Here is a 24,962-nt window from a genome sequence, read left to right as displayed (position 1 = left end):
AATTGTCTTTAAAACTAAAATCCTGTACTTATTGTTTCCATTAGAAATAGAATTATGGCTAAGTTTTCAGATTTAATAAATGGAGATAAACCAGTATTGGTTGATTTCTTTGCTGAATGGTGCGGTCCGTGTAAAATGATGGCACCAATTTTAGAACAAGTGAAACAACAGGTTGGTGATAAGGCTTCCATCATTAAAATTGATATTGATAAAAATCCTCAGGCAGCAAGCTCATTAAATATCCAGGGTGTTCCAACCTTAATACTATTCAAAGGCGGGAAACAGCTTTGGCGTCAAAGTGGTGTGATTCAGGCCGCTCAGTTAAAGCAATTAATTGAGGCAAATATTTAAGCTCACAGACTAAACCTCAAGTACATTTTTAGGCGTAACCGCAAATATTCTTTCGTTTACTTTAGGATAAATGTTATAAAGTCCTGTAAACAGGCTGAACGCAGGTAAAACAGCGTAGTCTTTGCCAAAATAGAAACACGGAAACTTTAACCGCTGTTTAGCCTTGCCCACAATAGCCACTCCGGGATGAATGTGCCCACTAATGGGATACAACTCTTCTTTTACATTTTTAGGAGCATCGTGTATGAAGCAGAAAGGACCCAAACAAAAGCTGGGCTCATGTATTTCAATCTGCATCGATTCGTAATCTGCATTGGTAAGTTTATCGTGATTTCCTTTCACCAGCAGGAATCTGACCTGATCATATTGTGCCCGCCATTTGGCGAAAATCTGAATGTCAGTATTAAGACCGTGATGAAACATATCACCGTTAATCAGTAATGTTTTAGGATTGTATTTCTCAATCAGCAAACTCAAACGGTGTAAATCGCTAAGTCCAATGGTTGCAGGAACCTGTAAACCAGCCTGGCGAAAGTGTGCCGATTTTCCCAGATGTAAATCGCTAATGGCTAATAACTGATGTTTGGGCAGGTATAAGGCACGTTCTTTATCTAAAATCAATTCTTCACCCTGACTGGTAATCGTCATACTTTACTTAATTTTTTCAGATTCCGCTTTCATTCTTGCAATTCTTTGCTCCAACTCTTCAGAACTCATATTTTCTCTTAAACTATCTACTTTAATCGGGAAAGATAGCGGTGTAAAACTCTTCGGTTGCGTAATAATTATGGCTCCGTTTTGAATGCGTTCTAGTGCCGCTGCCAATCTGGGCTCCTCTAATTGCTGATAAAACACTTCATCGTAAGCCTGACGTAAAAGTAAATTATGTTTATCATAATCACTAAAAACATTAAAAAACAAACCTGCCGATGACTGGAGATGTTTATTTGCTACATATTTTCCCGGATAACCTTGAAAAACAAGCCCGGATATACAGGCAATATCCCTGAATTTCCTTCTGGCCATTTCTGTGGCATTAATGCTTGATGTAATGTCCTCCGTTAAATTTTTAGGGGAGAAAACTTCGTATGCAATTGATTCATCCATAGGGATTTCGGTTTCACTGAGCAGTTCAAAACCGTAATCGTTCATGGCAATTGAAAAACTGATTGGCAATAACTTGCTTAACCGATAGGCCACTAATGCAGCCAAAACCTCGTGAACCAGCCTGCCTTCAAAAGGATAGGCAAAAAAATGGTAACCCTCTTTATTGTTAATCAATTCTATTAAAAGCTCATCGTTTCGGGGTACGTGCGAACGCTGTTCCTGTAGTAAAAAAAGTGGATATATAGCATCCAATTCTTCATCAAGATGAGTTTTGTCCAGCGCCTCATTGTATTTCTTTCGGAGAACTGCACCTAAGTTTGAAGATAGGGGCAAGCGTCCGCCATTCCAACTGGGTGAAATTGCATTCTTTTGTTTGCTATTTCTCACCATTACTGTCATATCTTTCACTTGGATGAATTCCAATACACGTCCTGCCAATCTGAAATTATCTCCAGCTTTAAGCCTGGTTACAAAGTATTCTTCTATCATTCCCACATATCCACCAGATATAAACTTCACTTTGAGCATGGCATCGCTCACAATTGTACCGATATGAAGCCTGTGGCGCATAGCCAATTGCCTGCTCTTTACTTTCCAGAGGCCATCCTCATCTTTAACCACTTTCTTAAACTCATTGTAGGCACTTAAACTATCGCCACCTGAGGTGATGAATTGCATTACCCAGTTCCATTCTTCAGGAAGAATAAGCTTAAAGGCATAGGTGTTTTTTATTTCTTCGTAGATAATTTTATCATCAAACCCATCTCCTATGGCCAACGTAACCAGGTACTGAATTAAAGTATCGAAAACCATTATATAGGGTTCGCGACTTTCGATGTCATTATTTCTTGCGGCTTCTTTTATGGCAGCAGCTTCTACTAATTCTAAGGCATGAGTTGGCAAGAAGTAGATCTTAGAAACTTCGTGAGGAGAGTGCCCGGAGCGCCCGGCTCTTTGTAGAAAACGAGCTACACCCTTAGGAGAGCCTACTTGAACAACGGTATCTACTGGTTTGAAATCTACCCCCAAATCGAGGGAAGAAGTGGCAATAACCGCTTTTAATTGTCCGGTATGTAAAGCATCCTCAATCCAATTTCTCAATTCAAAATCCACAGAACCGTGGTGAATGGCAATTTGTCCGGCCAAATCAGGTTCTATATTGAGTAAGTGCTGGTACCAGATCTCTGATTGTCCCCTGGTATTGATAAATATTAAGGTAGTTTTACTCTTTTTAATGATGGGAAGTAACTTATAGGCCAGTTTTAATCCGAGGTGACCAGCCCATGGCAAAGTTTCATCGTCATCTGGCAAGATAGATTTTATTTTAATTTTCTTCTCCAGATCGGCTCTTACGATAATTCGTTTCACCTGATCATTGGGTTCTAAAACTTCTAAAGCTTCCTCTATATTGCCAATAGTAGCAGATATACCCCAAACCCTTAGTAGCCGGTTATTAGCACCACCTTGAATACCTTTTATTCTGGAAACGGCCAATTCAACCAAAACACCTCTTTTACTGCCCAAGAGCTCGTGCCACTCATCGGCCACAATGCATTTTAGTTTTTTGAAAATAGTTGATGTACCTTTTTGAGCGAGCAGAAGGTGAAGACTTTCGGGAGTTATTAATAAGATCTCGGGCATCGACTTCTTTTGCTGTAATTTTTCCGCCTGTGAAGTATCTCCATTGCGAACACCAACCTGCCAATCGAGGCCAATTTCGAGTAAAGTTTCTCTCATTGCCCTGGCGATATCCTTGGCTAAAGAGCGGAGGGGAGTAATCCAGATCAGCTGAAGTCTATCTTTGTTTTTAGCATTACTGCTTGCCGATTCGTTTAAGGCTTCTATGGCAACAGCTAAAAATAGAGAGAATGTTTTTCCAAAACCCGTTGGCGCATTAACCAAACCGCTATAGCCGTTGAGGTAATATTGCCAGGCATCTTCCTGAAATTTAAATGGCCTGCGCCCATTAGCCTTTAGCCATTGTTTAATTTTTCGATATCCGGGCGTTTTAGTTTGGTCCATTGTTTTTAAAAACAGCTAAGAATGGTGTTTTGTGTTGACTAAATGTTTTTTTAAAATTTCGCTGAGTAATGGTTAGGACTTTCTATTTTAGCGGTCAATAAACTAATCTATTAATTAACAAACTCAAATCATGAAAAAAGCGCTTCTTTTTTTACTAAGTCTTTTTATTTATTTTCAATCGACTGCCCAAACTCCCGGAAAACGATCTTACATCAGTATTGCCGTAGGACCAAGTTTACCGATTGGTGATTTTGGAAGCAAAGATTTATCTGATGAAGATTCTGGTCTAGCCAAAATGGGTGGATTTGTGAATATCAGCTACGGATACAAATTTACGGAAAGCATAAGCATGTTAGTGCTTTTAAGGGGAGGTATTTACGGCGTGGATACAGATGCTTTTTTGAAGGGATATGCTACTCCAGACGGGTCTGCTGCAAGCCTTTCTGTTAGTACAACTACCTGGAAAACGGGTGCTATTATGGCCGGAATACAGCAAAGTTTACCTTTGAATAGTAAGAAGAGCCTGCTTTTAGAGACCAGGGCTGCCATTGGAATTCAGAAAAGTAAATCGCCAGCCACAACAATTAATATGTCTATTTCAGGGTTTGGTAATTTCAGTGGTAAGCAAGAACCTATGTCATCAACTTCTGCAGCGTATTTCTTAGGCCTCAGTTTAAATTATAATTTAGGAAGCAATATCAGTTTAAAGTTTAATGCCGATTATACGGGAGCTAACCCCAAATTTGAATATACACTTGCCACCAACAACACCATTCAAACATCCACAAAACTGAAGCAAAATATCAGTGTAATTGATTTGGGAATAGGGCTGGGAGTAAGTTTTTAATCTAGTGTAGACTGAAGTAATTGCCTTAAATCTTCCAGCGTATTAATCTCACTTGCCTTTTTATCTGTTCGCCAGCGAAGAATACGGGGAAAGCGCAGTGCTAAGCCAGCTTTATGACGTTTACTTTCTGCAATTCCTTCAAAGGCAATTTCAAAAACTAATTCGGGTTTAACGGTACGTACCGGCCCGAATTTTTCAATTGCATTTTTATTAACGAATGAATTTACAGCCTTAATTTCTTTATCTGTTAATCCGGAATATGCCTTTGCAATGGTTACCAGATTTTCTCCATCACGAACGGCAAAAGTATAATCGGTAAAGAAATTGGCACGCCTGCCGCTCCCTTTCTGAGCATAAATCATTACTGCATCAACAGTATAAGGATTAATTTTCCATTTCCACCAGTCGCCACGTTTACGTCCACTATGGTACTGAGAATCTAGCTTTTTGAGCATAATACCCTCGCTGTTTATAGACCTTGAATCTTGTCTTAATTCGGCTAATTTCTCCCAGGAAGAACAATCTATAACCGGAGATAGCATAACTGAGGATTCTGCTAAGCTATTAATGAGTTTTGCTAGTTTTTGACGTCTGTCTTTTAAGGGCTGTGTTCTTAAATCCTGAGCATCAAACTCTAATAAATCGTAGGTGAAAAATCCTATCGGTGCATCATCCAGTTGCTTCTTACTAATCACCTTTCTATTTAGCCGTTGTTGTAGGGTGCTAAATGATAATACCTGCTTATTTTTAACTGCTAATATTTCTCCATCTAAAACAGTACCATCAGGCAAATCATCAATCAGAAAATGTAATTCAGGAAACTGTTCCGTTACCAATTCTTCACCTCTCGACCAAATAAATAATTCGCCATTACGCTTAACAATTTGCCCTCGTATACCATCCCATTTCCATTCTGCTTGCCAATCTTTAATATCTCCCAGTTTTTCAGGCTCGTTTTCGAGTGCATAAGCCAGGCAAAACGGATAAGGCCAGGAGTTATCGGTATTAACATGGGCACCATTCACCAGCTCCGTAAAGGTAATCTCATAAGGATTCCATTTACCCATAATGCTGTGCATAATTTGGGTGCTTTCCAAATCACGCTGCTTAGCCAAAGCGTTTACGAGCATTTTATTGGAAACACCTATTCTAAAGTTTCCTGAAATTAATTTGTTAAAAATGAACCTTTCCTGCGTCTCCAGACTATTCCAGGCGTTTAAAATAAACTCCTTCTTAGCTTCGTCTGTTTGGCCTTCAAGCTCTTGCAGGTTTTCAATCCAGGTATGAAGCTGAAGATCTATTCTATGTTCTGCAGGAGGGAGCAGCAAGGCAATTGTTTCGCTTAAGTCTCCTACATTATGATAGCTTTCTGTAAATAGCCATTCTGGAGTTGCTGTAATTTCTATAGCCCAATATTTAAGCAGGGCAGACTTGATGGGCCTTTTAGGCTTCTTTCCTGTAAACAAGGCAATAACCCAAACCTTATCCTGATCGTCAGCGGTATTGAAATAGTTCACCAGGGCGGCTATTTTGTCGTTGGTTTTGTTGCTTAATTCAAGCTGTTGGATGAGTTGGGCGAAGCGCTTCATAATTTATGATTTATTGATTTGCGCCTCAGCAAGATCTGCTTTATTTTCTTCATCATCTTCCTGTCCAAATTTGGTTGTAACCTCTACAGATGATAATCCGTTGTCGTTTAAATACCTGCTAAAGGCGGCAGTAAAACCATGAGTAACATATACTTTTTCGGCACCCGTAGCGCTTATCGCTTCAAGGAGACCAGGCCAATCGGCATGATCACTTAAGGCAAAGCCGGCATCTGCGCTTTGCCAGCGCCGGTGTGCCCGCACCTGCATCCAGCCCGAGCAGATTCCGGTAACCGGATGATTTAAGCTTTTAATCCATTTGCTGTCTCTCATGGCAGGAGGAACAATTAAAATTCCTTGTTGTAATTCATCTTTGGTGTGGGCAGGGGTAATTCTTATCGTTTCTGGTAGGTTTACGCCTGCATTGATAATGACTTCATTTAAGTTGGCAATACTATTGTGAACGTAGATGGGAGCGCTGCCTGCCAGGTTCTTAATTAAGCGTTGTGCTTTTCCTAAGCTATAAGCAATAAGCACACTTGTTTTTTGTTGTTTGATGTTGTCGTTAACCCAATTCTTAATTCCATTAAAAACAACATCTTGTTTTTGCCATTTATAAACGGGCAACCCAAAGGTACTCTCCGAAACAAAACTATGGCATTTAACCGGTTCGAATGGATCGGAAATGCCATCGGCCTCAATTTTATAGTCGCCCGAAACCACGCAAACTTCTCCCTTATATTCTAAACGAACCTGGGCAGAGCCTATAATATGCCCGGCAGGAAAAAATGAAATATCTACGCCGTTCCTTTTGATGTGCTTGCCATAATCAAGCGTATCTACAGAGAGATCTTCACTTATTCTACGCTTAATAATAGGCTTGGTTAAGGTTTGACAGAGATAGTGCTTGTTTCCAAACCGCACATGATCGCTGTGGCCATGGGTAGTTACAGCATAATCAACAGGCCACCAGGGATCAATATAGAAATCTCCTTGTTTACAATAAATACCCCTTTTGGTGAATTCAATTAACGACATGCTTATTAAACAAGAAATAAGGACATAAGTTTTAGTGCGTTATCGGGTGATTACCCGATAATGGTTTTTATCGGCTAAAAAGCCGATATTTTTTAATATCGTGCAATTAACCGATAATTTGAAATATCGGCTAAATAGCCGATATTATTTGGAAGTTAGCTTTATTAATTCGATATTGTATTATGGTTTGCATCATTACAGGAGATATTGTAGGTTCAAGGAAGCTGAAAGAGACATGGCTTGAGGGCCTAAAAACTGCTTTAAAAAAAGTGGGAGGACATAAATGGGAGATATACCGAGGTGATAGCTTTCAATTAGAGGTAAAGGCAGAGGAGGCCCTTAAAAGCGCCATATATTTAAAAGCCTGCATCAGAACCAATAAAGCAGCCGATGTGCGAATGGGGGTGGGTTTAGGCAATATAAAGACTAAGAGAGCGAAACTTACCGAAGCCAGTGGGGATGTTTTTGTGAACTCAGGTATTGCATTTGACAGGTTGAAGCAGAGCAAGGTAAATCTATCAATCAAAACTGATTTTCCTCAATTTGATGAGGAAATTAATGTTTTACTTAAACTATCGCTAATTGCCATGGATAGTTGGGGAATAGTAGCCGCTGAAATGGTTAAACATGCACTGGAACATGAAAATATACTGCAAAGTGAGTTAGCGGTTATTTCAGGAAGAACACAATCTTCTGTAAGTGAGGCACTAAAACGTGCTCATTTTTCGGAGATTATGGAAATGGATAAATTATTTCGTAAAAAATTAAACCAACTATTGTCAGTATAATGGATATCTACCTTGTTAAACTTATTCTTGCACATTTAATAGGAGATTTTTTCCTGCAACCCAATTCATGGGTAAAGGACAAAGAGCAAAAGAAGTTAAAATCCTGGAAATTATATCTCCATGTTGGAATCCATGTGGTTTTAATTTTCTTAATCTTTTTTGATCTCTCCATTTGGAAAGTTGCACTGTCAATAGGAGGGCTACATCTCCTTATCGACGCACTGAAAATCCTGTTTCAAAATAGGAAGAATGCAAGAATTTTGTTTTTTATAGATCAGATTCTTCACTTCTGCAGCATTGTAGTGGTTTGGCATTTTGCTTACAAGGGAAAAATTAACATCAGTTATATTAATGAGATCAATACCTGGATTATCATTTCAGGACTGGTTTTTCTAACCATGCCTACATCCATCATTATGCGTGTAATCATTGCCAAATGGCTTCCTCCTAATCAATCGCAAACACCACAATCGCTTCAAAATGCTGGGAAATATATTGGAATACTAGAACGCGCACTTATTTTTCTGTTCATACTCACTAATCATTTTGAAGCTGTGGGGTTTCTCCTGGGAGCGAAATCAATTTTCCGCTTTGGGGATCTAACGAAGGCCAATGATATCAAACTCACAGAATATGTACTTATTGGCACGCTATTAAGCTTTGGAATAGCCATTGCGGCCGCGATGTTTACTCAATATTTAATTGCATAAAAAAAGCAGCCCTAAAGCTGCTCTGTAATATTTATTTTGCTCCCGGAGGACAATTATCTCTCAAGAACTTGGTAAAAGTTAAGGCTAAATGCTCACTGGTCCCTTCTCCTTCAGAAATACTGTGCGTTCTGTTCGGGTAACTCATTAACTGGAAAACCTTCTTGTTTTTAACTAACTCATTAATCAGCATTTCTGCATTTTGATAATGTACGTTATCGTCACCAGTGCCATGGATATAAAGTAAATTTCCTTTTAAATTTTTAGCGTAAGTAATTGGCGATCCTTTTACATAAGCTTCATTACTTGGGAATGGTGTACCCATGTAGCGCTCCTGGTAGATGTTATCGTAAGTTAACTGATTTCCAACCGCAGCAATAGCAATTCCCGTTTTATAGATTTCAGGATACTGAAATAAGAGATTTAAGGTAGAAGAACCACCTCCGCTCCATCCCCAAACTGCAACACGGTCTTTATCCATAAATGCATTTGTAGCCAATAATTTTTTAGCGGCCATTGCCTGGTCGCGAACGTTTAATATACCAATATTCTTATAAATGCCTTTACGCCAGGCACTACCCTTAGGTACTGGTGCCCCTCTGTTATCCATAGAAATATAGATATACCCATCTTTAGCCATATCGCCAGCATATAAAAAATTCTTTCCGGCACTGTAAACATCAGTCGCGGTAGGAGAGGCTGGTTCTCCATAAACATAAAACACTACAGGATATTTCTTATTTGGATTAAAATTATCGGGCTTTTTCATCCATCCATCCAGTTCAATACCATCTTCGGTAGTTACCTTGAAGAATTCAACCTTGTTTTTTGGCGCCTCTTGTTTGGCCAGTTGACTTGTAATGCTTCCATCCATGCTTAACGGATTCCCTGTGGTAAAGTTCATCCATTCTGTTACCGGCCTTACTACCGAACTGTTATAGTTGTGTATAGCAAAAGCTGCATTTGGAGAGATGTCGTAATTATGAGTGCCAGGTAAAATAGAAGGAGTAACCTGTTCTAGTTTTCCCTTTCCATCTAATTTGGTTTTGAATAGATATTTCTGCGTGGCGTTGGTTGGCGAAGCCAGGAAATAGACCACATTATTTTTTACATCAATTAACTTTACCTCTATTACATCATAGTTGCCTTTAGTAACCAATGTTTCTTTTTTTCCATCTAAACTGATTCTGTAGAGGTGGCTCCAACCATCTTTATCTGATAAAATCGTAAATTCTTTATTGTCATTTAACCATTTCCAATCATTCTGTGCATCGATCCAGGCTTTAGCTTTTTCAGTGTAAATTGCTTTAGCTGAACCGGAATTGGCATCGCAAATAAATATTTTGCTTTCATTTTGTTCTCTGTTCAATTGTTGCAAAATAATTTCATTGCTGTTTGGAACCCATTGCATCCTTGGAATATAATGCTGAATGTTATCTCCAGGTACGGCTAACCATTTGGTTTGGGCAGTGGCCACATCTACTACACCCACTTTGCAGGCAGATGGATTTTCTCCTACTTTAGGGTATTCTACAGGGATGGTGTAGGGATAAATAGAATCGGTATTGTTAATCATTAAAAAGTTTTTGATTTTAGTTGCATCAATCTGCCAGTAGGCGATAGATTTTCCATCCGGGCTCCATCTAAAGCCATCTCTGCAATCAAACTCTTCTTCATAAACCCAATCAAACGTACCATTAATCATTCTGTCCGTACCGTTGGTAGTTAAAGCTTTTGCGTTACTTCCGTCTACATTTTCAACATATAAATTATGCTTGCTTACATAAGCTACCTTACTGCCATCTGGCGATAGCTTGGCAAACATTAAAGAAGATGCAGGTTTATCTTTACCAATCTGTGTTAGCTTGTTTGTTGTTAAATCTGCCAACCAGTAATCGCCACGGGTATCATAACGCCAAACTTTTTTACTATTCGTGTAAATAAGCGCTTTGGTACCATCGTCTGAAAGCTGAAAACTTCTTACTGCAATGGCATTACCAGTACCAGCTGGCGTTAATAATGAACGAGATATAACCGTTTTACGTTCGTTTTTAGGTAAAGTAACCGAAACGATTTCTCCACCCGAATTTTGGTAGTAAGCATTACCATCTTTGGTCCAATTGATTCCCTGAGCATTGGCCTTAGAAAAACCGCATATAAAGATGCAGGCCAAAGATAATCTGAATAGTAAGTGTTTGATCATAAATTATAAGTTATAAAAAAAGCCTTTTAACTTTTTGGCTAATTTAATAAAATGCCAGCAGTTAAAAAGCCTTTAAAGATTTGTTAAGAATAAAATTACTCGCCGCCGCTCATCGACATTAATGCCTGCATGGTGGTTTCTTCATATCCTGCCGGAACAGCAATAGAAATAGCACCTACTTTAGCTTCAGAAACAGCTTTTAGAGTTGTGGTAGTTAAAACACCTCTTTGGGTTAAAGTATATTTAACCGGGAAAGCATTTAAACCAGGGAAATAATTTTGTGCGCCAACATTTGGAAGATCTAAATCTTTAGTTGCCCAAAGTTCTAAAGTAGCACCTTTATCGTCTTTAAAAGTGTATTTTTCTGCACTATAACCTGCAATGGTTTGTTTTTCGCCAGAAGCTTTAAAGTCAGAATATTTAGGTAAATCACCCATCGCTTTTGCTACATCTTCTTTAGATTGTTTTACGGCATACTGTTTTTGAGCAACCGGAACATCCACTAAGATTAATCCTGTTTTTTGATTATTATCTGAAATAATACCAATTAAGGCAGGACCTTGTTCCATTTCGATTTTGGTTAAACCATTGTTGAATTTAACTTTTAACTCTGCAGGTGGTTCTACACCGCCCATCTGAGATTTTTGCTCATCTGTTAATTTATATTCTAAGCCATAGGTTAAAGTACCTTCTGTTAGTTTCTTTTGGGCATGAGCAATAATAGCACTGCCTACTAAAATTAAAGCTATAAAGCTAGTTTTGATTGATTTGAACATGATATGATGTTTAGTTTTTGTTACCAATTAATTTTCTCTTTGTTCAGAAAAGAGGCGATTCCTTTTTTGAAATCGTTACTGTCTCTCACTAATGCATTTATTTGAGCAGCAGTTTCCAAACTTCTTTCTAAGGTAGGGTTTATAGTTTGAGTAATCAGCTGTTTAGTAACCATTAATGAATTTCCTGAACTCTCCCTGCACAAACTTAGTGCAAATTCAGTTACTTTTTGATCAATATCAGCACTGTTTGTTACAAAGTTTATCAAATTATATTTTAAGGCCTGCGCTGCATCGAAAGTTTTGCCTGTTAGTAAAATCTCTTTTGCCACGGTTTCATTTACCTTTTGCATTAAAAAGCAAGAAACAAGTGCCGGAACAAAACCAATTTTAACTTCCGTATAACCGAAATTGCTCTCTGGTGTGGCAAAAATAATATCGCAAATGGTGGCCAGCCCGCAACCTCCGGCAATGGCATGTCCTTCTACCTGCGCAATAACGATTTTTGGCAGGTAATAAATAGTGGTAAATAGTTTCTTTAGTCGATTGGTATCTGCAACATTCTCTTCAAATGAATTGTGCTGCAATTGTTGCAAGTATTCTAAGTCTGCACCAGCACTAAAAGCATCACCATTGGCCTTTAAAACAATAACTTTTACCAAATCATCTTCTGCCGATTGAATAAATGCTTCTGTTAAGTCTGAAATTAACTGCGGGTTTAGCGCATTCCTTTTATCGGGCCTGTTAAGGGTTATGGTGGCAATCCTATCTTGAACACTATACAAAACCAAGCTTTCCATATTTAAGGGGTTAGTTGTACCAAATATGCTTTATTTTTCTTTAAAATATGTGCATTGAGGTGAATATTTTTGGCAAAGGCTACAAATTTTTCTGTCTGGTAATCTTTATTTGTCGCATCAATAATAATAGATTTAAACTTTAGCCGGGAGGGGCGTTTATTTAAATTAAACCGGGTATTTTGATGAAGCCATAGCGCTGAAAACTCGCCATCAATTTGGAGTTCCTTATAGTTTAAACGCTGATCTATGAATAACATTTTATACCCTTGAAAAACAACCTGATGATCTCTAATAATAATTTCTCTGGTAACGGTGTCTCTATTTAAAGATAAAAAGTTGACGTTTAATATCTGTGCCTGATCTAAAGCTGGTTGAACATAGAACTGATAATTTTTATCATCTTTTTTTAAATCTGTTATAAGGAAAGCAGATCTTTCTTTTATAAAACCTGCTGCATAGTTTTTTCGCAAAGAGAAGAAAATAATCTGATGTTGACTTAAAGCCTGTACATCTCGATGTAATACAGAGATTTGAAAACTGATGAATATCACTAAGGAAGCAAAAAGCCATTTTTTATTAAATCGGGTCAAGGCATATATCATAAAGACAAGGCCAGGCTCAATAAAATAAATTGAGGAAAGCTAATCCAAACGGAGGAGATAGTGGCAAATGGAAGATTAGCCATCCATTTCAAGATCAAATTTGTACTATTAATAATCCATTCGAGAATAGGAGATAGAAATCCCATTCCTGGAATTAAAATAATAATGCCTAAGTACATCATTACCACTAAGGGGAGAGAGATAAACAGATTTGCCAATAAAAAGTACACTGGAAACTGGTGGAAATAGTACAGGCTAAGTGGAAAGCTAACCATTTGTGCGGCCAAGGAAAGGGCAATAAAGTTCCATAATTTATCAAGCCATTTATGGCGGATGAAAAACCAGTTGTAAATTTTGGGTTGTAAATAAAGTAGTCCAAAAACAGCTAGATAAGAAAGTTGGAAGCCAACATCCCATAATAGGAATGGATTGTATATTAATTGTAAGAAAGCCGAAAAAGCAAGGATATTATAACTATTGCCAGTCTTCGCAAAGGTTTTGCACACCATAAAGACGGTAATCATGATCGCTGAACGAATAACAGAGGGCGATAATCCGGTTATGAGTGCGTAATTCCAGATGATGGTACAAATGAGTATGAGCTTTAATATTTTTAAGTTTTTTCTTCGATCCATAAAGGAAAGCAAGAAGTTGATTACTACATAGATAATCGCTACGTGGGCACCCGAAACAGAAAGGGCGTGGATTGTACCTGTTTTAGTATATGCAGCCAGGGTTTGGTTACTCAAATCTGCCCGGTAGCCTAAAATCAATGTGGAAGCCACTGCAAAAGCTTCGTCATTTTTAATCAGGTTTCTATATTTATTGATTTGATTTTTCCAGAGTTGAAGGGCAAATTGTACCAATGTATTTCCTACGTTCTTATTCGTCTTAATTACCTGTTTGTGCTTTACAAAAGCTTGCAAATAAATGTTTTGATTGGCAAGCCAGGACTGGAAATCAAACTCTGCGGGGTTGTAAGGAGGCTCTACAGGAAGGGCTGAACAAGAGATCACCAGCTCCTCGCCATATTGATATGGCATAACTTCGGTACTGTCTAGTTTTATTGCAATAAGCAAAGTACCAGAAACCTGCTCGCACTTATGGCCTTGATAAGCCATTGTTACCCTGCCTTTAAACCGTGAAATATGATTGGTTATTTGTGGCTCGTCAGTGATCCAGATTTTAAGGGCAGTATATTGCTTTTTTCCAAAATAATCCTTTTGCATACTTTGGCAATTCATTAAGCAGATGAGTGCGCCAAGGGAAAAGAAAAGCAAAAGAAATACAACCCCAATTGTCCCTTTAAAACGGTATAGGCTTAACTGCTGATACTTCAGATTAGCCACAATTAAAAATGATAGTGCGATTAAATGGATTAGGGCAAACACCCAGAAGTACCGGTCTGATTGCAGGAAATAAGCTAGGCCAATTCCGATTACAAACGGAACAAGGATACGGACAAAGATATATTCAGCTTTAAACATGCTCTAAAACTGACATCTGAACTGAAGTTTGAAATCTGCTTTCTTACTGCCTTGTATTTCATCCAGATAAGTGCCTACAGTTTCTACACCGCTATACTTAAATAATGCGTATCGCATCAAAAGTCAAATCTTTGATCAAATTTGTATTTTAAATTGATGTAACTTCTAATTCCTTTTCCATTGTACATTCCAAAGGCAAAACTGTAAAGCACATCGTCTTCATAGGCATAAATCCGACTATTGTAGGTTGGGACATTAAAATAGGCGATTCTCGCATTGCCGTTCATTTTTTTAAAAAAAGTAGGTGAGTTAATATCCTGGTAAAACAGATAACCCAATTCTCTTTTAGCATTGCCTTTTTGATACTGGGAGATTTCCAACCGATTCTGAAATTTCCAGTTCTTATTCATTTGCCAATTCACTTCCATGCGATATCCTTCTTTTTTTACGCTTTCTAAGAAATTAAGTGGTAATTCTAAATCTGTATTCTGTTGTTTCATTTCCAGTTTATACCTCAGTAGTATTTTGAAGGCTTTACTTGGGCTGTATGCCGTTTGACTTAATATTTCGTAGCCTTTTGAGGGTGCATCTGTTCTATATTTTAACCATGGGAATTGAAAATAATCGGCATAAAAAGAAACAGACCATTGCTTATTTGGAATTATGTTCAAGCCAGCATAAAGCCCTTTTTCATTTGTCGGTTCGCTACTTTCTGATGTACCCTGGTTAAAAAAGCAATGATAATCTTTTGCATAATTTCTATATAACAAGGCTAGAGAAGTAGTTCGCGACAAACTGATTAGCGCACCGCTATTAAAGGCGATCCCACTCTTCAGGCTTTTGGCTCCTTCACCAAAGAAATAAATGTTTTTAAAGCTGTAGTTATAGAAAAATCCAAGGTTAGTTAATGATTTGCCTGTAAAACTAAAATGATCATAAAGGGCTGCCTGACTGATAAAGCGATCATCAAACTGAGTTTTGTAAGCTATTGCGCCAATATTTAGGGTATTCGTATTGTATTGAAGAACAGTTCCCAACACAAGCTGACTTAAAGTGTTTTTGTTTTTTATCTCTGTTGGGGTTCGATGGAGTCCTGTTTGGTTGATTGTAGACTGTATCAGGTTACCCTCAATGTCTAAAGTTTGACTGGCATCCAGATTCCTCAACGAAACAAAAGGAGTGAATTCAAAATTTTTACGTAAAGATATCGTGGTAGCAGCTCCCCTAAAAAAAGCATATTCATTTGATGAGGTATAGGCACGTAAGCCTAAATCTTTTTTTACTGTAGTGGTCACATCCGGGCCTTTCCCAAATGAAAATCCAGACCATAAGGTTAGCCCTTGTCCAAATTGCAGGGTATAATCGCCAATCACCAATTTCTTTATCCTTCCTTGTTTCAAAATCGAAATGTTGCCAGAGTAAAAGTCAAATGGTTTGCTAATGAATTTTTCTCCGGCATCCTTATCAATTGTAAAGGATGCTGTAACTACATCATCAAAATGATATCTGTAGCGCAACTGCAATCTTTCTGGAGTACCCAAATATTTATTTCCAGACAAATCATTAAAGCCCTTTAGTTTTTGAAGTGTCCGGGCATACCTGATAAACAGATCATTTTCAGCCTTCTGTAGAATATCCTTCAATTTCAATTCATTTATCAGGAGGTTTTGATGGATAGTAACAAAAGGAATCAGTCGCTGAATTGTCTCTGTGTCAAATCCATCTATTGCCTGCAATTCCATTACATCTAATAATTCTCCATTCTCCCGGAGGTGATTGAAGAAGTTGCTGATTTGCAAAGGGGAAAGAAAAACAAGATTTTTTAGTTCATCTACGGAAGTGTTATTTAAGTTTATGGGCCGCTTTTTTAATCGAGATAATACCTCTGTTAATTCAGTCATGTCATAATCTTCAGGTAGATTTTCCGCCACACTTTCTATAATATCCTTTATTTCTACTTCTTCCTGATTTTGAGCATATCCAGCAGATACCGAGATCCCCAGGATTAAAAAGGCTAAGATTTTAGAACGCATAACTGATGGCCATTTGAGGTGAATACCCTAGGTTGGCATCAAAAACGCTTGCCATGTCTAATGTGAAATGCTTGTATTTCAGCCCAAAGCCGCAATACTGTTTAAATGGGTTTACTGTTAGGCCACCCCGCAAACCAAAGAAAGGTATAATCTGGTAATCTATTCCGATGCCAACATCTACGCGTTCCTTCAGCACCTTGTTTATAGTTGCAGCAACTAAAACCTTATCATTAGGCGAGTAGGATAGTCCAATATTATAGGATACAGGTATGTATACGCTGGTTTCTTTATTGGTGTAGTTTTGTTTTGAAACGTTAGCGGCAAATGCGCCAAAGGCGAGTTCTTTTGTCAGTTGATAGTAGGCTCCGGCATCTAAAGAAAAACCAGTGGTTACACCGTATCCTGCAATTTTTAACTGGTGATAAGTGGTTTTAAGACCAAGTGTTAAGCGTGGCCCAAAATTCTTGGCATAAGCAAAACCCACTTTACTTTCCTTGAATTCAGAAAAGCCATAACCCTGAAAACTTGTAGCAACAAAATTATTTTTGATGGGCAATACCGCCACAAACGCCTGCGTACTAACTTAATGAGCGTATAGATTTCTAAGATAGCTTCCGGATAGGGTAAAAGCGGTTACACTATGAAGTGCTGCAGGGTTGGCTTTTATACTCCAGGCATCCGAAACAGCAGTGCCAATGTTGCCCATAGCAGTTAAACGAGGGCCCAAATTGTTTTGAGGAAAGAGAAATAGCGGAAAAAGGGAGATAAACAATAAATACCATATCTTCATAAAAGGGCGTTAAACCAGTTAAAAAAAATAGGGTGATTTTTGTTTGATTACTCTAATGTAGGGAAAATATTAAAAAATGCAAATTTAAACAAAAAAGCCTCAAATTTCTTTGAGGCTTTCTGTGATCCCGCTGGGATTCGAACCCAGGACCACTACATTAAAAGTGTAATGCTCTACCAGCTGAGCTACGGAATCATTCCCGTTTAAGGAGGTGCAAATATAGAAATAAATTGTACTTTTTCAAATAGCTGTAAAATATTTTTTATTTTTTATTGAATTCACGATTGGGATGATGAAAATACAGGTATTCTAGTTATGTTCTATTTATTGTCATTCAGTTTTTTAAATCTTACATGATGATATTAGAACAAATATTTTAAACCCAAACGAATAAGTCTGAACCTGAATCCCGGCTGTAGCGATTTGGCTTCCATAAATGTAGTATTTATAAATACATACAATTTATTATTTTTATCTCAAATCTAATATTTTATGGAAGCGCTTTATTATAACATTGCCAAACATTTTAAGGAAGTTTATTTTGGTGGAAACTGGACAACAGTAAATCTAAAAGACACTTTAAAAGATGTTGTCTGGAAAGAAGCTTTAAGAAAAATAGCTGATCTGAATACAATTGCTGCATTAACGTATCATATTAATTATTATGTGAGCGAAGTTTCGAAGGTTTTGCAGGGCGCAAAGCTTGAAGCTAGCGATCAGGTTAGTTTTGATCTTCCACCTATAAACAATGAGCAGGATTGGATTCAGCTGGTAGAGAAAGTTCTCTCTGATGGCGAAAAGTTTGTAAACTTAATTGAAAAAATTGAAGTAGAAGCAATATCAACTGATTTTACAGACCCCAAATACGGCAGTTATTATAGGAATCTCCATGGCATTATCGAACACACGTATTATCATTTAGGGCAGATTACAATAATCAAAAAAATACTGAGATAAATTACCGCATCGGCATTATAGGTTAACATGGTTATTAATAACCATTTTCTTTCCATCATTTTAAGCGCATATTTATATGATGAAAATGTATAGTTATATTTTGTTCCTTACCTTTTCCAGTTTAACCAGTATAACCTTTGCACAGGCTACAATAACATCTGGAATGGATTTTTTCAAGGGAGACTGGATATTATTATTGAAAGAAGCCTCCCAAAAAAAGAAACTTATTTTCGTAGATTTATACACCGACTGGTGTGCCCCTTGTAAACGAATGGAGCAAGAGGTGTTTCCTTTAAAAGAAGTAGGGCAGGTTTATAACCATTCATTCCTCAATTACCGTTTAAATGCCGAACGCGGCGAAGGAATAAAACTCGCAAAATATTACGCCATTAAATCTTATCCAACATATTTGTTCTTAGATAATGCAGGAAATTTAATTTATAGAAATGGAGATTATCTTAAAGCAACTGAATTTATTGCAGCAGCTAATGAAGCGCTAAAACAATATCAGGTACAGGATTTAAGCAAATTGGAAACCCGTTTCAAAAACGGTGATAGGCAGCCTGAATTTTTGCGCCTGCTGATCGAAAAACGCAGTAGCATGCAATTAGACAATACCGAGTTCCTTAATGCTTATGTCGCAAAGGTTTCCGTAGATAAATTAAGCATGCCTGAATCTTTGCTCTTTTTGAGTCGTAACATAGGTAGTACACCATCTGATGCGCTACCGGTTATATTAAAACACATCAACAAACTTCCTCATAACGACCAGCGAAAGGTGGCGGATCAGTTGTATAATAAATTGCTCTATTATGCACTGGGAGCAGCCATCAAAGAAAATAAGCTCAAGGATGCGGCGAAGCTTTTAAGACAGTTAGATTTAATTAGGCCAATACTCGCAGAAAAAAATCTGCCTTCAGCTGATAATCTGGCCCTACATTATTTTAAGGCCGCCAGAGATACTGCAGGCTTGAAAAAGATTGGATATAGCATAGCCAACCAACAATTCACTATTCCTATAGATTCTATTAAAGCAAAAGACCGTTTACTGTACGAAAAGGCAATGAAGCCATTCTGGAATGGGAGCGAAGACAGTACCAAAATTGTTAATTTTCAGGACGAAAAAAGACTAGCCAGCATCCAATATTCTGCTCATATTGCCACAACACTTTACACCGTTTCTGATTTTTTCAAGCAAACTTTGCCTGCTCAGGATAAGTCTCTTCTGGATGCTTTAAAATGGATGCAGTTCGCCTGCCTGATTTATAAAAATGAAAATCTAACGCGATTAAGGACGGAATTGGAAACCATGACCAGATAACATCTTAAATCTCTTCTTTTATGTAAGAGGGAAATATGGAAGATGGATTGAATAGCGATTGCAAGGTATATCGTCCATTCTCACATCAACACATCTTCCATCTTTTCTATGATGTAAAAGGTAAATATGGAAATGAATTATAGGGCGATAGAAAAGGTACATTTTCCATCACTACATCTTCCGTATTTTTCTAAACAGCGCGATGGATAGAAAAAGCTGTATCATAAATCGATTTCTGCTAGATTGTCACGTTGAGCTTGTCGAAACGCTTAAAAGCAGCTTTTATCAAACCTTCTAATGCTGCTGAAAAATCAATTTATGATACAGGATCTTTTCTGGTTATGAAGAGACTGCTTTAATTAATTTCCTTATTTGAAACTGGCATTTAGTTCCTCTTGAACTTTAAGCGTATCACTTTCGATTGTTTTTCTAACCGTTGCATCAAATGATGAGGCAAATTCTGGTGAAACTAAAATCTGATCTGCATCATTTATCAAACTAAGAATAAAACTATTGTTACCAAATTTTAAGCTAGACTTCAATTTGTTACCCTCTTTTTCGATTGTTTTTACAAACTCATAACTGTTGCTGATCTGATCAAATTCATCCTTTGCCTCCTCTAATATGATTTGAGTTTCTACATCAAGGTCATTTATAATCACTGTTGTATTTTGTAATTCAAGCTTTAAATCTCCTGAAGTTCCCTGATGTAAATTCTTTAATGATGGAAACAAGTCCTCACTGAAGATGATATCCCTCGGATCTTTGATAAATATGGTTGCAAAATTCCCGGCACCGTCATTTTTTTGCTCTAAATGAATGGTATCGTTACCATCCTTTAGGGTTACAACACCTTCGGCAGTATACTGAATTTTAATGCCGCTAATAACATTTTCGATCATATTGACAACGTGGGCCAATACAGGATAAGGAGTAATATTGTTCATTTAAATAATTTTGTACAAAGATAGAAGATGTTACCCTTTGAAAAACTGCCATCATACAAGTATAAAGGCTTTTTTATGTAAATGGGTCATCATCAGTGCATAAATTTTCTGCTAAACCTGAGCGCTAAGATGCAAATGGAGGCCAATATAAATGCTAAGTATCTAAAACCTCAATGCCATTTCCAGTCATTCTTTTAGCTAGTAAGCAAGGAAGCTTATGGCTTTCAGTCTATAGTTCCTGTGAAATATTCAATAAAAACGATTTTAATTTTTCCAGTGAATCAATAATCTTTTGGTTCTCTTTAACATCGGATTTATTATTTTTTAAATGCTCTTTTGCACCTTTAAGGGTGAAGCCCTTCTCGTCAACCAGATTAAAAATAATCTTTAAATTTTCTATGTCCTCCGGAGTAAAAAGTCGGTTGCCCTTTTTGTTCTTTTTAGGCTGAAGGATATCGAATTCCTTTTCGTAAAAACGGATTTGTGAAGCATTTACATTAAACATTTCGGTCACTTCGCCCATGGTATAATACATTTTATTAATATCTCTTTCTTTATACGGCATATTTGGAGCTTGATTATGAGTGTATTACATCGATTAATTAAAGTGTTCAAATGTAGTTCGATTTTTCCTTATTAACGCAATAAAATTTTAATTTTGTTCTCCAATTAATAACGTAATGACAGCAAAAGAGATAAGACAGGCATTCCTCAATTTTTTTGAATCCAAACAACATCATATTGTTCCTTCGGCTCCAATAGTAGTGAAGAACGATCCTACTTTAATGTTCACAAATGCGGGCATGAACCAATTTAAAGATCTCTTCTTAGGCGAGGCCACTATCAAGTATCCTAGGGTAGCTGATACTCAGCGTTGCTTACGTGTTTCGGGAAAACATAACGATTTAGAAGAAGTAGGTATAGACACCTATCACCATACCATGTTTGAGATGCTTGGCAACTGGAGCTTTGGAGATTATTTTAAAAAGGAAGCTATTGCATGGAGTTGGGAGCTGCTAACAGAAGTATATAAAATACCTAAAGAAAAACTTTACGTTACTTACTTTGAAGGTGATGAAAAAGAGGGCTTAGCAAAAGATCAGGAGGCCTACGATTTATGGAAACAATACGTAGATGAAAGCCACATTCTTCCGGGAAATAAAAAAGATAATTTCTGGGAAATGGGCGATACTGGTCCCTGCGGACCGTGCTCTGAAATCCATGTAGATTGTCGTACCGATGATGAGAAAGCGTTGGTAAATGGTGCTACCCTGGTAAACGCAGATCATCCTCAGGTGATTGAAATCTGGAATAACGTATTTATGCAGTTCAACCGTTTAAAAGATGGTTCATTGCAAAGTCTTCCGGCAAAACATGTTGACACCGGAATGGGATTTGAACGTTTAGTACGTGTGCTGCAAAATAAAACATCAAATTACGATACAGATGTTTTCCAACCCTTCATTCAGTTTATTGCAGAGAAATCTGGAATAAAATATGGAGCTGATGAGAAAACAGACATCGCTATGCGGGTAATGGCCGATCATATCAGGGCTATTTCATTTGTTATTGCCGATGGACAGTTGCCATCAAACAACAAGGCTGGTTATGTGATTCGCAGAATCTTGCGTCGCGCTGTACGTTATGCTTACACTTTCCTCAACTTTAAAGAGCCATTTTTAAATCAGTTAGTGCCTTTATTAGCCGATCAGTTTAAAGGTGTTTTTGAAGAACTGGTTTCTCAGCAGGATTTTGTTCAAAAGGTAATTTTAGAGGAAGAGGTAGCTTTCTTAAGAACGCTTTCAACAGGTATTCAGCGCTTTGAAAAATATCAGGCAAAAAATAACGTCATCGAAGGTAGTTTTGCCTTTGAACTGTCTGACACCTTTGGTTTTCCAATTGATTTAACCGAGCTAATGGCTAAAGAAAAAGGCTGGACAGTAGATTCAGAAGGGTATGAGCTGGCCTTAAAGAAACAAAAAGATGATAGTCGGGCGGCTACAGCCATTGATACAGGCGACTGGGTTGTGGTAAATGCAGATGATCAAAGCGAGTTTGTAGGTTATGATGATTTGGAAATTGAAACGGAAATCTTAAAATACCGTAAGGTTACTGCAAAAGGGAAGGAGCAATATCAAATCGTTCTGCGCCAAACGCCATTTTACGCAGAAAGCGGTGGTCAGGTTGGAGATACAGGTCGTTTAGAAGACCACAGTCGCCAGTTTTGGGTGGATATTACAGATACCAAAAAGGAAAATGGCTTAACAGTTCATTTTGCAGATATTCTTCCCGATAATTTAGAAGGTAAGTTTTGGGCTGTTGTAGATGAAGATAAACGTATTCTAACAGAAGACAATCATTCGGCAACACACTTATTGCATGCAGCGCTTAAACAGGTATTGGGCAATCACGTCAACCAAAAAGGTTCATTGGTAAATGCCGATTACTTAAGATTCGACTTCTCACATTTCGCTAAAGTAACAGAAGAGGAACTGGCACAGATAGAGGTTATTGTTAACCAAAAAATCAGAGCGAATATCAAATTGAAAGAGCAACGAAATGTTCCTTATCAGGATGCTATTGATAGCGGTGTTACGGCACTTTTTGGTGAGAAATATGGCGATTTTGTACGCATGATCACTTTTGATGACCATTTTTCTAAAGAACTTTGTGGCGGAACACACGTTAAGGCTACCGGTCAGATTGGCTCCTTCAAAATTATTTCTGAAGGCGCTGTTGCTGCAGGTGTTCGTCGTATAGAAGCCATTACCGCAGATAAAGCCGAACAATTTTTCCTTGATCAGAGAAAAGAAATTGCACATTTAAAAACTTTACTAAATGGCAGTAAAGATTTAGCTGCATCAGTTCAAGCCCTTTTAGATGAGAACACTAAGCTTAAAAAGGAGATTGAAAAATCTACAAACGAACGCGTAGAGAATCTAAAACATGAAATCGTTCACCATGTACGAGGCATCAGAGGATTTAACCTGATTGCCCGTCATATAGATTTGCCTAATGCTGAGGCGATTAAAAATCTTGCCTTCTCTTTAAAAGGAATGATTGACAACCTGGTATTGGTATTTACCTCCGAGATTGATGGCAAGCCTAGCATTACCGTTATGCTTTCTGAACACCTGGTAAAAGATAAAGGCTTAAACGCATCAAACATTGTTCGCGAGTTGGCAAAAGAAATTCAAGGTGGCGGAGGGGGACAACCTTTCTATGCGACTGCAGGAGGGAAAAATGCTACAGGTTTAAAAACCGTTTTAGAAAAAGCAGAAACTTTTATCCCCTAGATAAACTGAATTAAAATATAATGCATAAAAAAAGAGGCACTAGGCCTCTTTTTTTATTTCTTAATGTCTTCCTTTACCATGTCCGTGGCCTCTGTCATGACCTTTATCGCGACCGCGTCCGCCTCCATAACTGTAGTGACGATCTGATCTGCCATGTCCTTTATATCCATATAGCATTGCGGGGCCTCTATCACTTCTGTATGAAGAGCGAATCACCCTGTGGTTGCCATAATTATTGGCATATCTTACTCTGTGGGTACGGTAACTGCGGTATGGACTATTTCCATACATCACAATTTTTCTACCATGATGAAGATCATATCCTCTATATCTTGCTGGTAAATATCTAGATCTTGTCCAACGGTTCCCACTTAGAAAAACAAATTGTCTTTGGGGAACATAATAATAAGATTGAACTTCTGGTAAATAATAATAGTCTACACTTTGATAACCTACCGGAACCCATGAAGGTTGGGCACCTATATTTACATTGATACTAACTTGAGCGCTTGATTGATTAGATGTTAAAGCTACGATACTTAAAATCGCAGAGATGATAAATAACTTTTTCATAATCGTATTAATTTGTGTGTGTGTTCGTGAATTCAAACGCTGTGCCAAAAAAACTATTGTATCAAAATTTAAATGGAGAAGTTTTTTTATGCTTCTCCATTTAAACATTCCATCTCTATTTATGCTTTCCTTTACCGTTTCCATGCCCGTTAGCCTTATTTCCTTTGCCATAAAGCTTTTTTGCTTGGCCTGGAGGCATACCGTGTGGATGACCTTTTACCACATAATATTTACTTTCTCTGCTACCCCGAATCACCATCTGTTTCTTTCCATTTCCTTTAAATTTGGCATATTTAACTTTATCATTCCTAAAGTTTAAATATGGCCGGGGAGAATTAATCACTACTTTATAACCATTATATAAATCATAATTTCCATATCGGGAAGGTAAGTTATTTGCAAATACCCAGTCGTTACCGTTCAAATAAACAAATTGCCTTTTCGGCACATCATAATAGCTCTCCACATCAGGAAGATAATAATAGTCTACATGATCATATCCTGTAGGCCCCCAAAGCGGTTGAGAACCAATGTTTACACTCACATTAACCTGGGCTCTTGTACTTAAGCTTAGCAATGATACCATCACTACTGTAGCTACTAAAAATAATCGTTTCATAAGCGCTTTTACGTTAAAAATTGTTTGTTTGTTGATCAATATTCATTTTACGTGCCAGTTTAATTGTGACTGTCTGTTTTTGGAGTATTTAACTATCTTTGCTTTATAAATAAAT

The 24,962-nt window shown here is 37.6% G+C and carries 23 protein-coding genes and 1 tRNA gene; 7 read left to right on the top strand and 17 right to left on the bottom strand.

The window, feature by feature from the left end:
- The first annotated feature begins 54 nt into the window (after positions 1 to 54).
- Entirely contained in the window at positions 55 to 351 is a 297-nt protein-coding gene (gene trxA, locus BMX11_RS14030) for a thioredoxin (protein WP_090885301.1), read from the top strand.
- A 9-nt stretch (positions 352 to 360) separates the two neighbouring features.
- Here the strand turns inward: trxA and pdeM are convergent, their stop codons facing one another.
- Both pdeM and BMX11_RS14020 read right to left on the bottom strand, forming a co-directional pair.
- Positions 361 to 999, bottom strand: a complete 639-nt coding sequence (gene pdeM, locus BMX11_RS14025; RefSeq protein WP_090885299.1) for a ligase-associated DNA damage response endonuclease PdeM — start codon at positions 997 to 999, stop codon at positions 361 to 363.
- A gap of 3 nt (positions 1,000 to 1,002) precedes the next feature.
- Positions 1,003 to 3,480, bottom strand: a complete 2,478-nt coding sequence (locus tag BMX11_RS14020) for a ligase-associated DNA damage response DEXH box helicase (RefSeq protein WP_090885297.1) — start codon at positions 3,478 to 3,480, stop codon at positions 1,003 to 1,005.
- Between the two features lie 130 nt (positions 3,481 to 3,610).
- Between BMX11_RS14020 and BMX11_RS14015 the strand changes: the two genes are divergently transcribed.
- The gene (locus tag BMX11_RS14015; protein WP_090885295.1) at positions 3,611 to 4,327 is read left to right on the top strand and encodes an outer membrane beta-barrel protein; all 717 of its coding nucleotides are present in this window, start codon (positions 3,611 to 3,613) and stop codon (positions 4,325 to 4,327) included.
- Here the strand turns inward: BMX11_RS14015 and BMX11_RS14010 are convergent.
- Both BMX11_RS14010 and BMX11_RS14005 read right to left on the bottom strand, forming a co-directional pair.
- Entirely contained in the window at positions 4,324 to 5,916 is a 1,593-nt protein-coding gene (locus BMX11_RS14010) for an ATP-dependent DNA ligase (RefSeq protein WP_090885293.1), read from the bottom strand. The two genes, BMX11_RS14015 and BMX11_RS14010, sit on opposite strands and share 4 nt — an antisense overlap.
- A gap of 3 nt (positions 5,917 to 5,919) precedes the next feature.
- Positions 5,920 to 6,951, bottom strand: coding sequence for a ligase-associated DNA damage response exonuclease (locus BMX11_RS14005; protein ID WP_090885291.1), 1,032 nt, complete (start codon positions 6,949 to 6,951; stop codon positions 5,920 to 5,922).
- Positions 6,952 to 7,133: 182 nt separating this feature from the next.
- Between BMX11_RS14005 and BMX11_RS14000 the strand changes: the two genes are divergently transcribed.
- On the top strand, positions 7,134 to 7,739 hold the full coding sequence (locus BMX11_RS14000; RefSeq protein ID WP_090885289.1) for a hypothetical protein: 606 nt from the start codon (positions 7,134 to 7,136) through the stop codon (positions 7,737 to 7,739).
- Positions 7,739 to 8,449 carry a DUF3307 domain-containing protein gene (locus BMX11_RS13995; protein WP_090885287.1) on the top strand — a complete coding sequence of 237 codons (711 nt, stop codon included), beginning with the start codon at positions 7,739 to 7,741 and terminating at the stop codon, positions 8,447 to 8,449. The genes BMX11_RS14000 and BMX11_RS13995 overlap by 1 nt, the downstream gene beginning before the upstream one ends.
- Positions 8,450 to 8,480: 31 nt before the next feature.
- On the opposite strand, the gene BMX11_RS13990 is transcribed toward BMX11_RS13995, so the two are convergent.
- The 9 genes from BMX11_RS13990 to BMX11_RS13950 form a co-directional block, all read right to left on the bottom strand.
- Positions 8,481 to 10,649 carry a S9 family peptidase gene (locus BMX11_RS13990; protein WP_090885285.1) on the bottom strand — a complete coding sequence of 723 codons (2,169 nt, stop codon included), beginning with the start codon at positions 10,647 to 10,649 and terminating at the stop codon, positions 8,481 to 8,483.
- Between the two features lie 95 nt (positions 10,650 to 10,744).
- Positions 10,745 to 11,425 (bottom strand): DUF4412 domain-containing protein, encoded by a 681-nt coding sequence (locus tag BMX11_RS13985; RefSeq protein ID WP_090885398.1) that lies wholly within the window; start codon positions 11,423 to 11,425, stop codon positions 10,745 to 10,747.
- 20 nt (positions 11,426 to 11,445) lie between these two features.
- Positions 11,446 to 12,222 (bottom strand): enoyl-CoA hydratase/isomerase family protein, encoded by a 777-nt coding sequence (locus tag BMX11_RS13980; RefSeq protein ID WP_090885283.1) that lies wholly within the window; start codon positions 12,220 to 12,222, stop codon positions 11,446 to 11,448.
- Between the two features lie 2 nt (positions 12,223 to 12,224).
- Complete coding sequence (locus BMX11_RS13975) at positions 12,225 to 12,812, bottom strand: hypothetical protein (protein WP_139180191.1); 588 nt, start codon at positions 12,810 to 12,812, stop codon at positions 12,225 to 12,227.
- Between the two features lie 8 nt (positions 12,813 to 12,820).
- Positions 12,821 to 14,311, bottom strand: a complete 1,491-nt coding sequence (locus BMX11_RS13970; protein WP_090885280.1) for a ComEC/Rec2 family competence protein — start codon at positions 14,309 to 14,311, stop codon at positions 12,821 to 12,823.
- Positions 14,312 to 14,427: 116 nt separating this feature from the next.
- Complete coding sequence (locus BMX11_RS13965) at positions 14,428 to 16,344, bottom strand: helix-hairpin-helix domain-containing protein (RefSeq protein ID WP_090885278.1); 1,917 nt, start codon at positions 16,342 to 16,344, stop codon at positions 14,428 to 14,430.
- Positions 16,334 to 16,909, bottom strand: coding sequence for a hypothetical protein (locus tag BMX11_RS13960; RefSeq protein WP_090885276.1), 576 nt, complete (start codon positions 16,907 to 16,909; stop codon positions 16,334 to 16,336). The genes BMX11_RS13965 and BMX11_RS13960 overlap by 11 nt, the downstream gene beginning before the upstream one ends.
- A gap of 18 nt (positions 16,910 to 16,927) precedes the next feature.
- Positions 16,928 to 17,134, bottom strand: a complete 207-nt coding sequence (locus BMX11_RS13955) for a hypothetical protein (protein WP_090885274.1) — start codon at positions 17,132 to 17,134, stop codon at positions 16,928 to 16,930.
- A gap of 122 nt (positions 17,135 to 17,256) precedes the next feature.
- Positions 17,257 to 17,329, bottom strand: a tRNA-Lys gene (locus BMX11_RS13950).
- Between the two features lie 297 nt (positions 17,330 to 17,626).
- Here BMX11_RS13950 and BMX11_RS13945 point away from each other — a divergent pair.
- The gene (locus BMX11_RS13945; protein WP_090885272.1) at positions 17,627 to 18,091 is read left to right on the top strand and encodes a DUF1572 domain-containing protein; all 465 of its coding nucleotides are present in this window, start codon (positions 17,627 to 17,629) and stop codon (positions 18,089 to 18,091) included.
- Positions 18,092 to 18,167: 76 nt separating this feature from the next.
- Positions 18,168 to 19,412 carry a thioredoxin family protein gene (locus BMX11_RS13940; protein ID WP_090885271.1) on the top strand — a complete coding sequence of 415 codons (1,245 nt, stop codon included), beginning with the start codon at positions 18,168 to 18,170 and terminating at the stop codon, positions 19,410 to 19,412.
- Between the two features lie 368 nt (positions 19,413 to 19,780).
- Here the strand turns inward: BMX11_RS13940 and BMX11_RS13935 are convergent, their stop codons facing one another.
- Complete coding sequence (locus tag BMX11_RS13935; RefSeq protein WP_090885269.1) at positions 19,781 to 20,359, bottom strand: hypothetical protein; 579 nt, start codon at positions 20,357 to 20,359, stop codon at positions 19,781 to 19,783.
- Positions 20,360 to 20,588: 229 nt separating this feature from the next.
- Positions 20,589 to 20,924, bottom strand: coding sequence for a MerR family transcriptional regulator (locus BMX11_RS13930; protein WP_090885267.1), 336 nt, complete (start codon positions 20,922 to 20,924; stop codon positions 20,589 to 20,591).
- 115 nt (positions 20,925 to 21,039) lie between these two features.
- Between BMX11_RS13930 and alaS the strand changes: the two genes are divergently transcribed.
- Positions 21,040 to 23,655: an alanine--tRNA ligase gene (gene alaS / locus BMX11_RS13925; RefSeq protein ID WP_090885265.1), complete on the top strand. Its 2,616-nt coding sequence runs from the start codon at positions 21,040 to 21,042 to the stop codon at positions 23,653 to 23,655.
- 60 nt (positions 23,656 to 23,715) lie between these two features.
- Here the strand turns inward: alaS and BMX11_RS13920 are convergent, their stop codons facing one another.
- Together BMX11_RS13920 and BMX11_RS13915 are read right to left on the bottom strand one after the other, a co-directional pair.
- Positions 23,716 to 24,228 carry a hypothetical protein gene (locus BMX11_RS13920; RefSeq protein ID WP_139180190.1) on the bottom strand — a complete coding sequence of 171 codons (513 nt, stop codon included), beginning with the start codon at positions 24,226 to 24,228 and terminating at the stop codon, positions 23,716 to 23,718.
- Between the two features lie 115 nt (positions 24,229 to 24,343).
- Positions 24,344 to 24,847 carry a hypothetical protein gene (locus BMX11_RS13915; protein ID WP_090885262.1) on the bottom strand — a complete coding sequence of 168 codons (504 nt, stop codon included), beginning with the start codon at positions 24,845 to 24,847 and terminating at the stop codon, positions 24,344 to 24,346.
- Positions 24,848 to 24,962 lie beyond the last annotated feature (115 nt).

This window comes from Pedobacter rhizosphaerae (genome assembly GCF_900111155.1).
Lineage (GTDB): Bacteria > Bacteroidota > Bacteroidia > Sphingobacteriales > Sphingobacteriaceae > Pedobacter > Pedobacter rhizosphaerae.
This window is presented reverse-complemented; position numbering and strand designations above follow the sequence as displayed.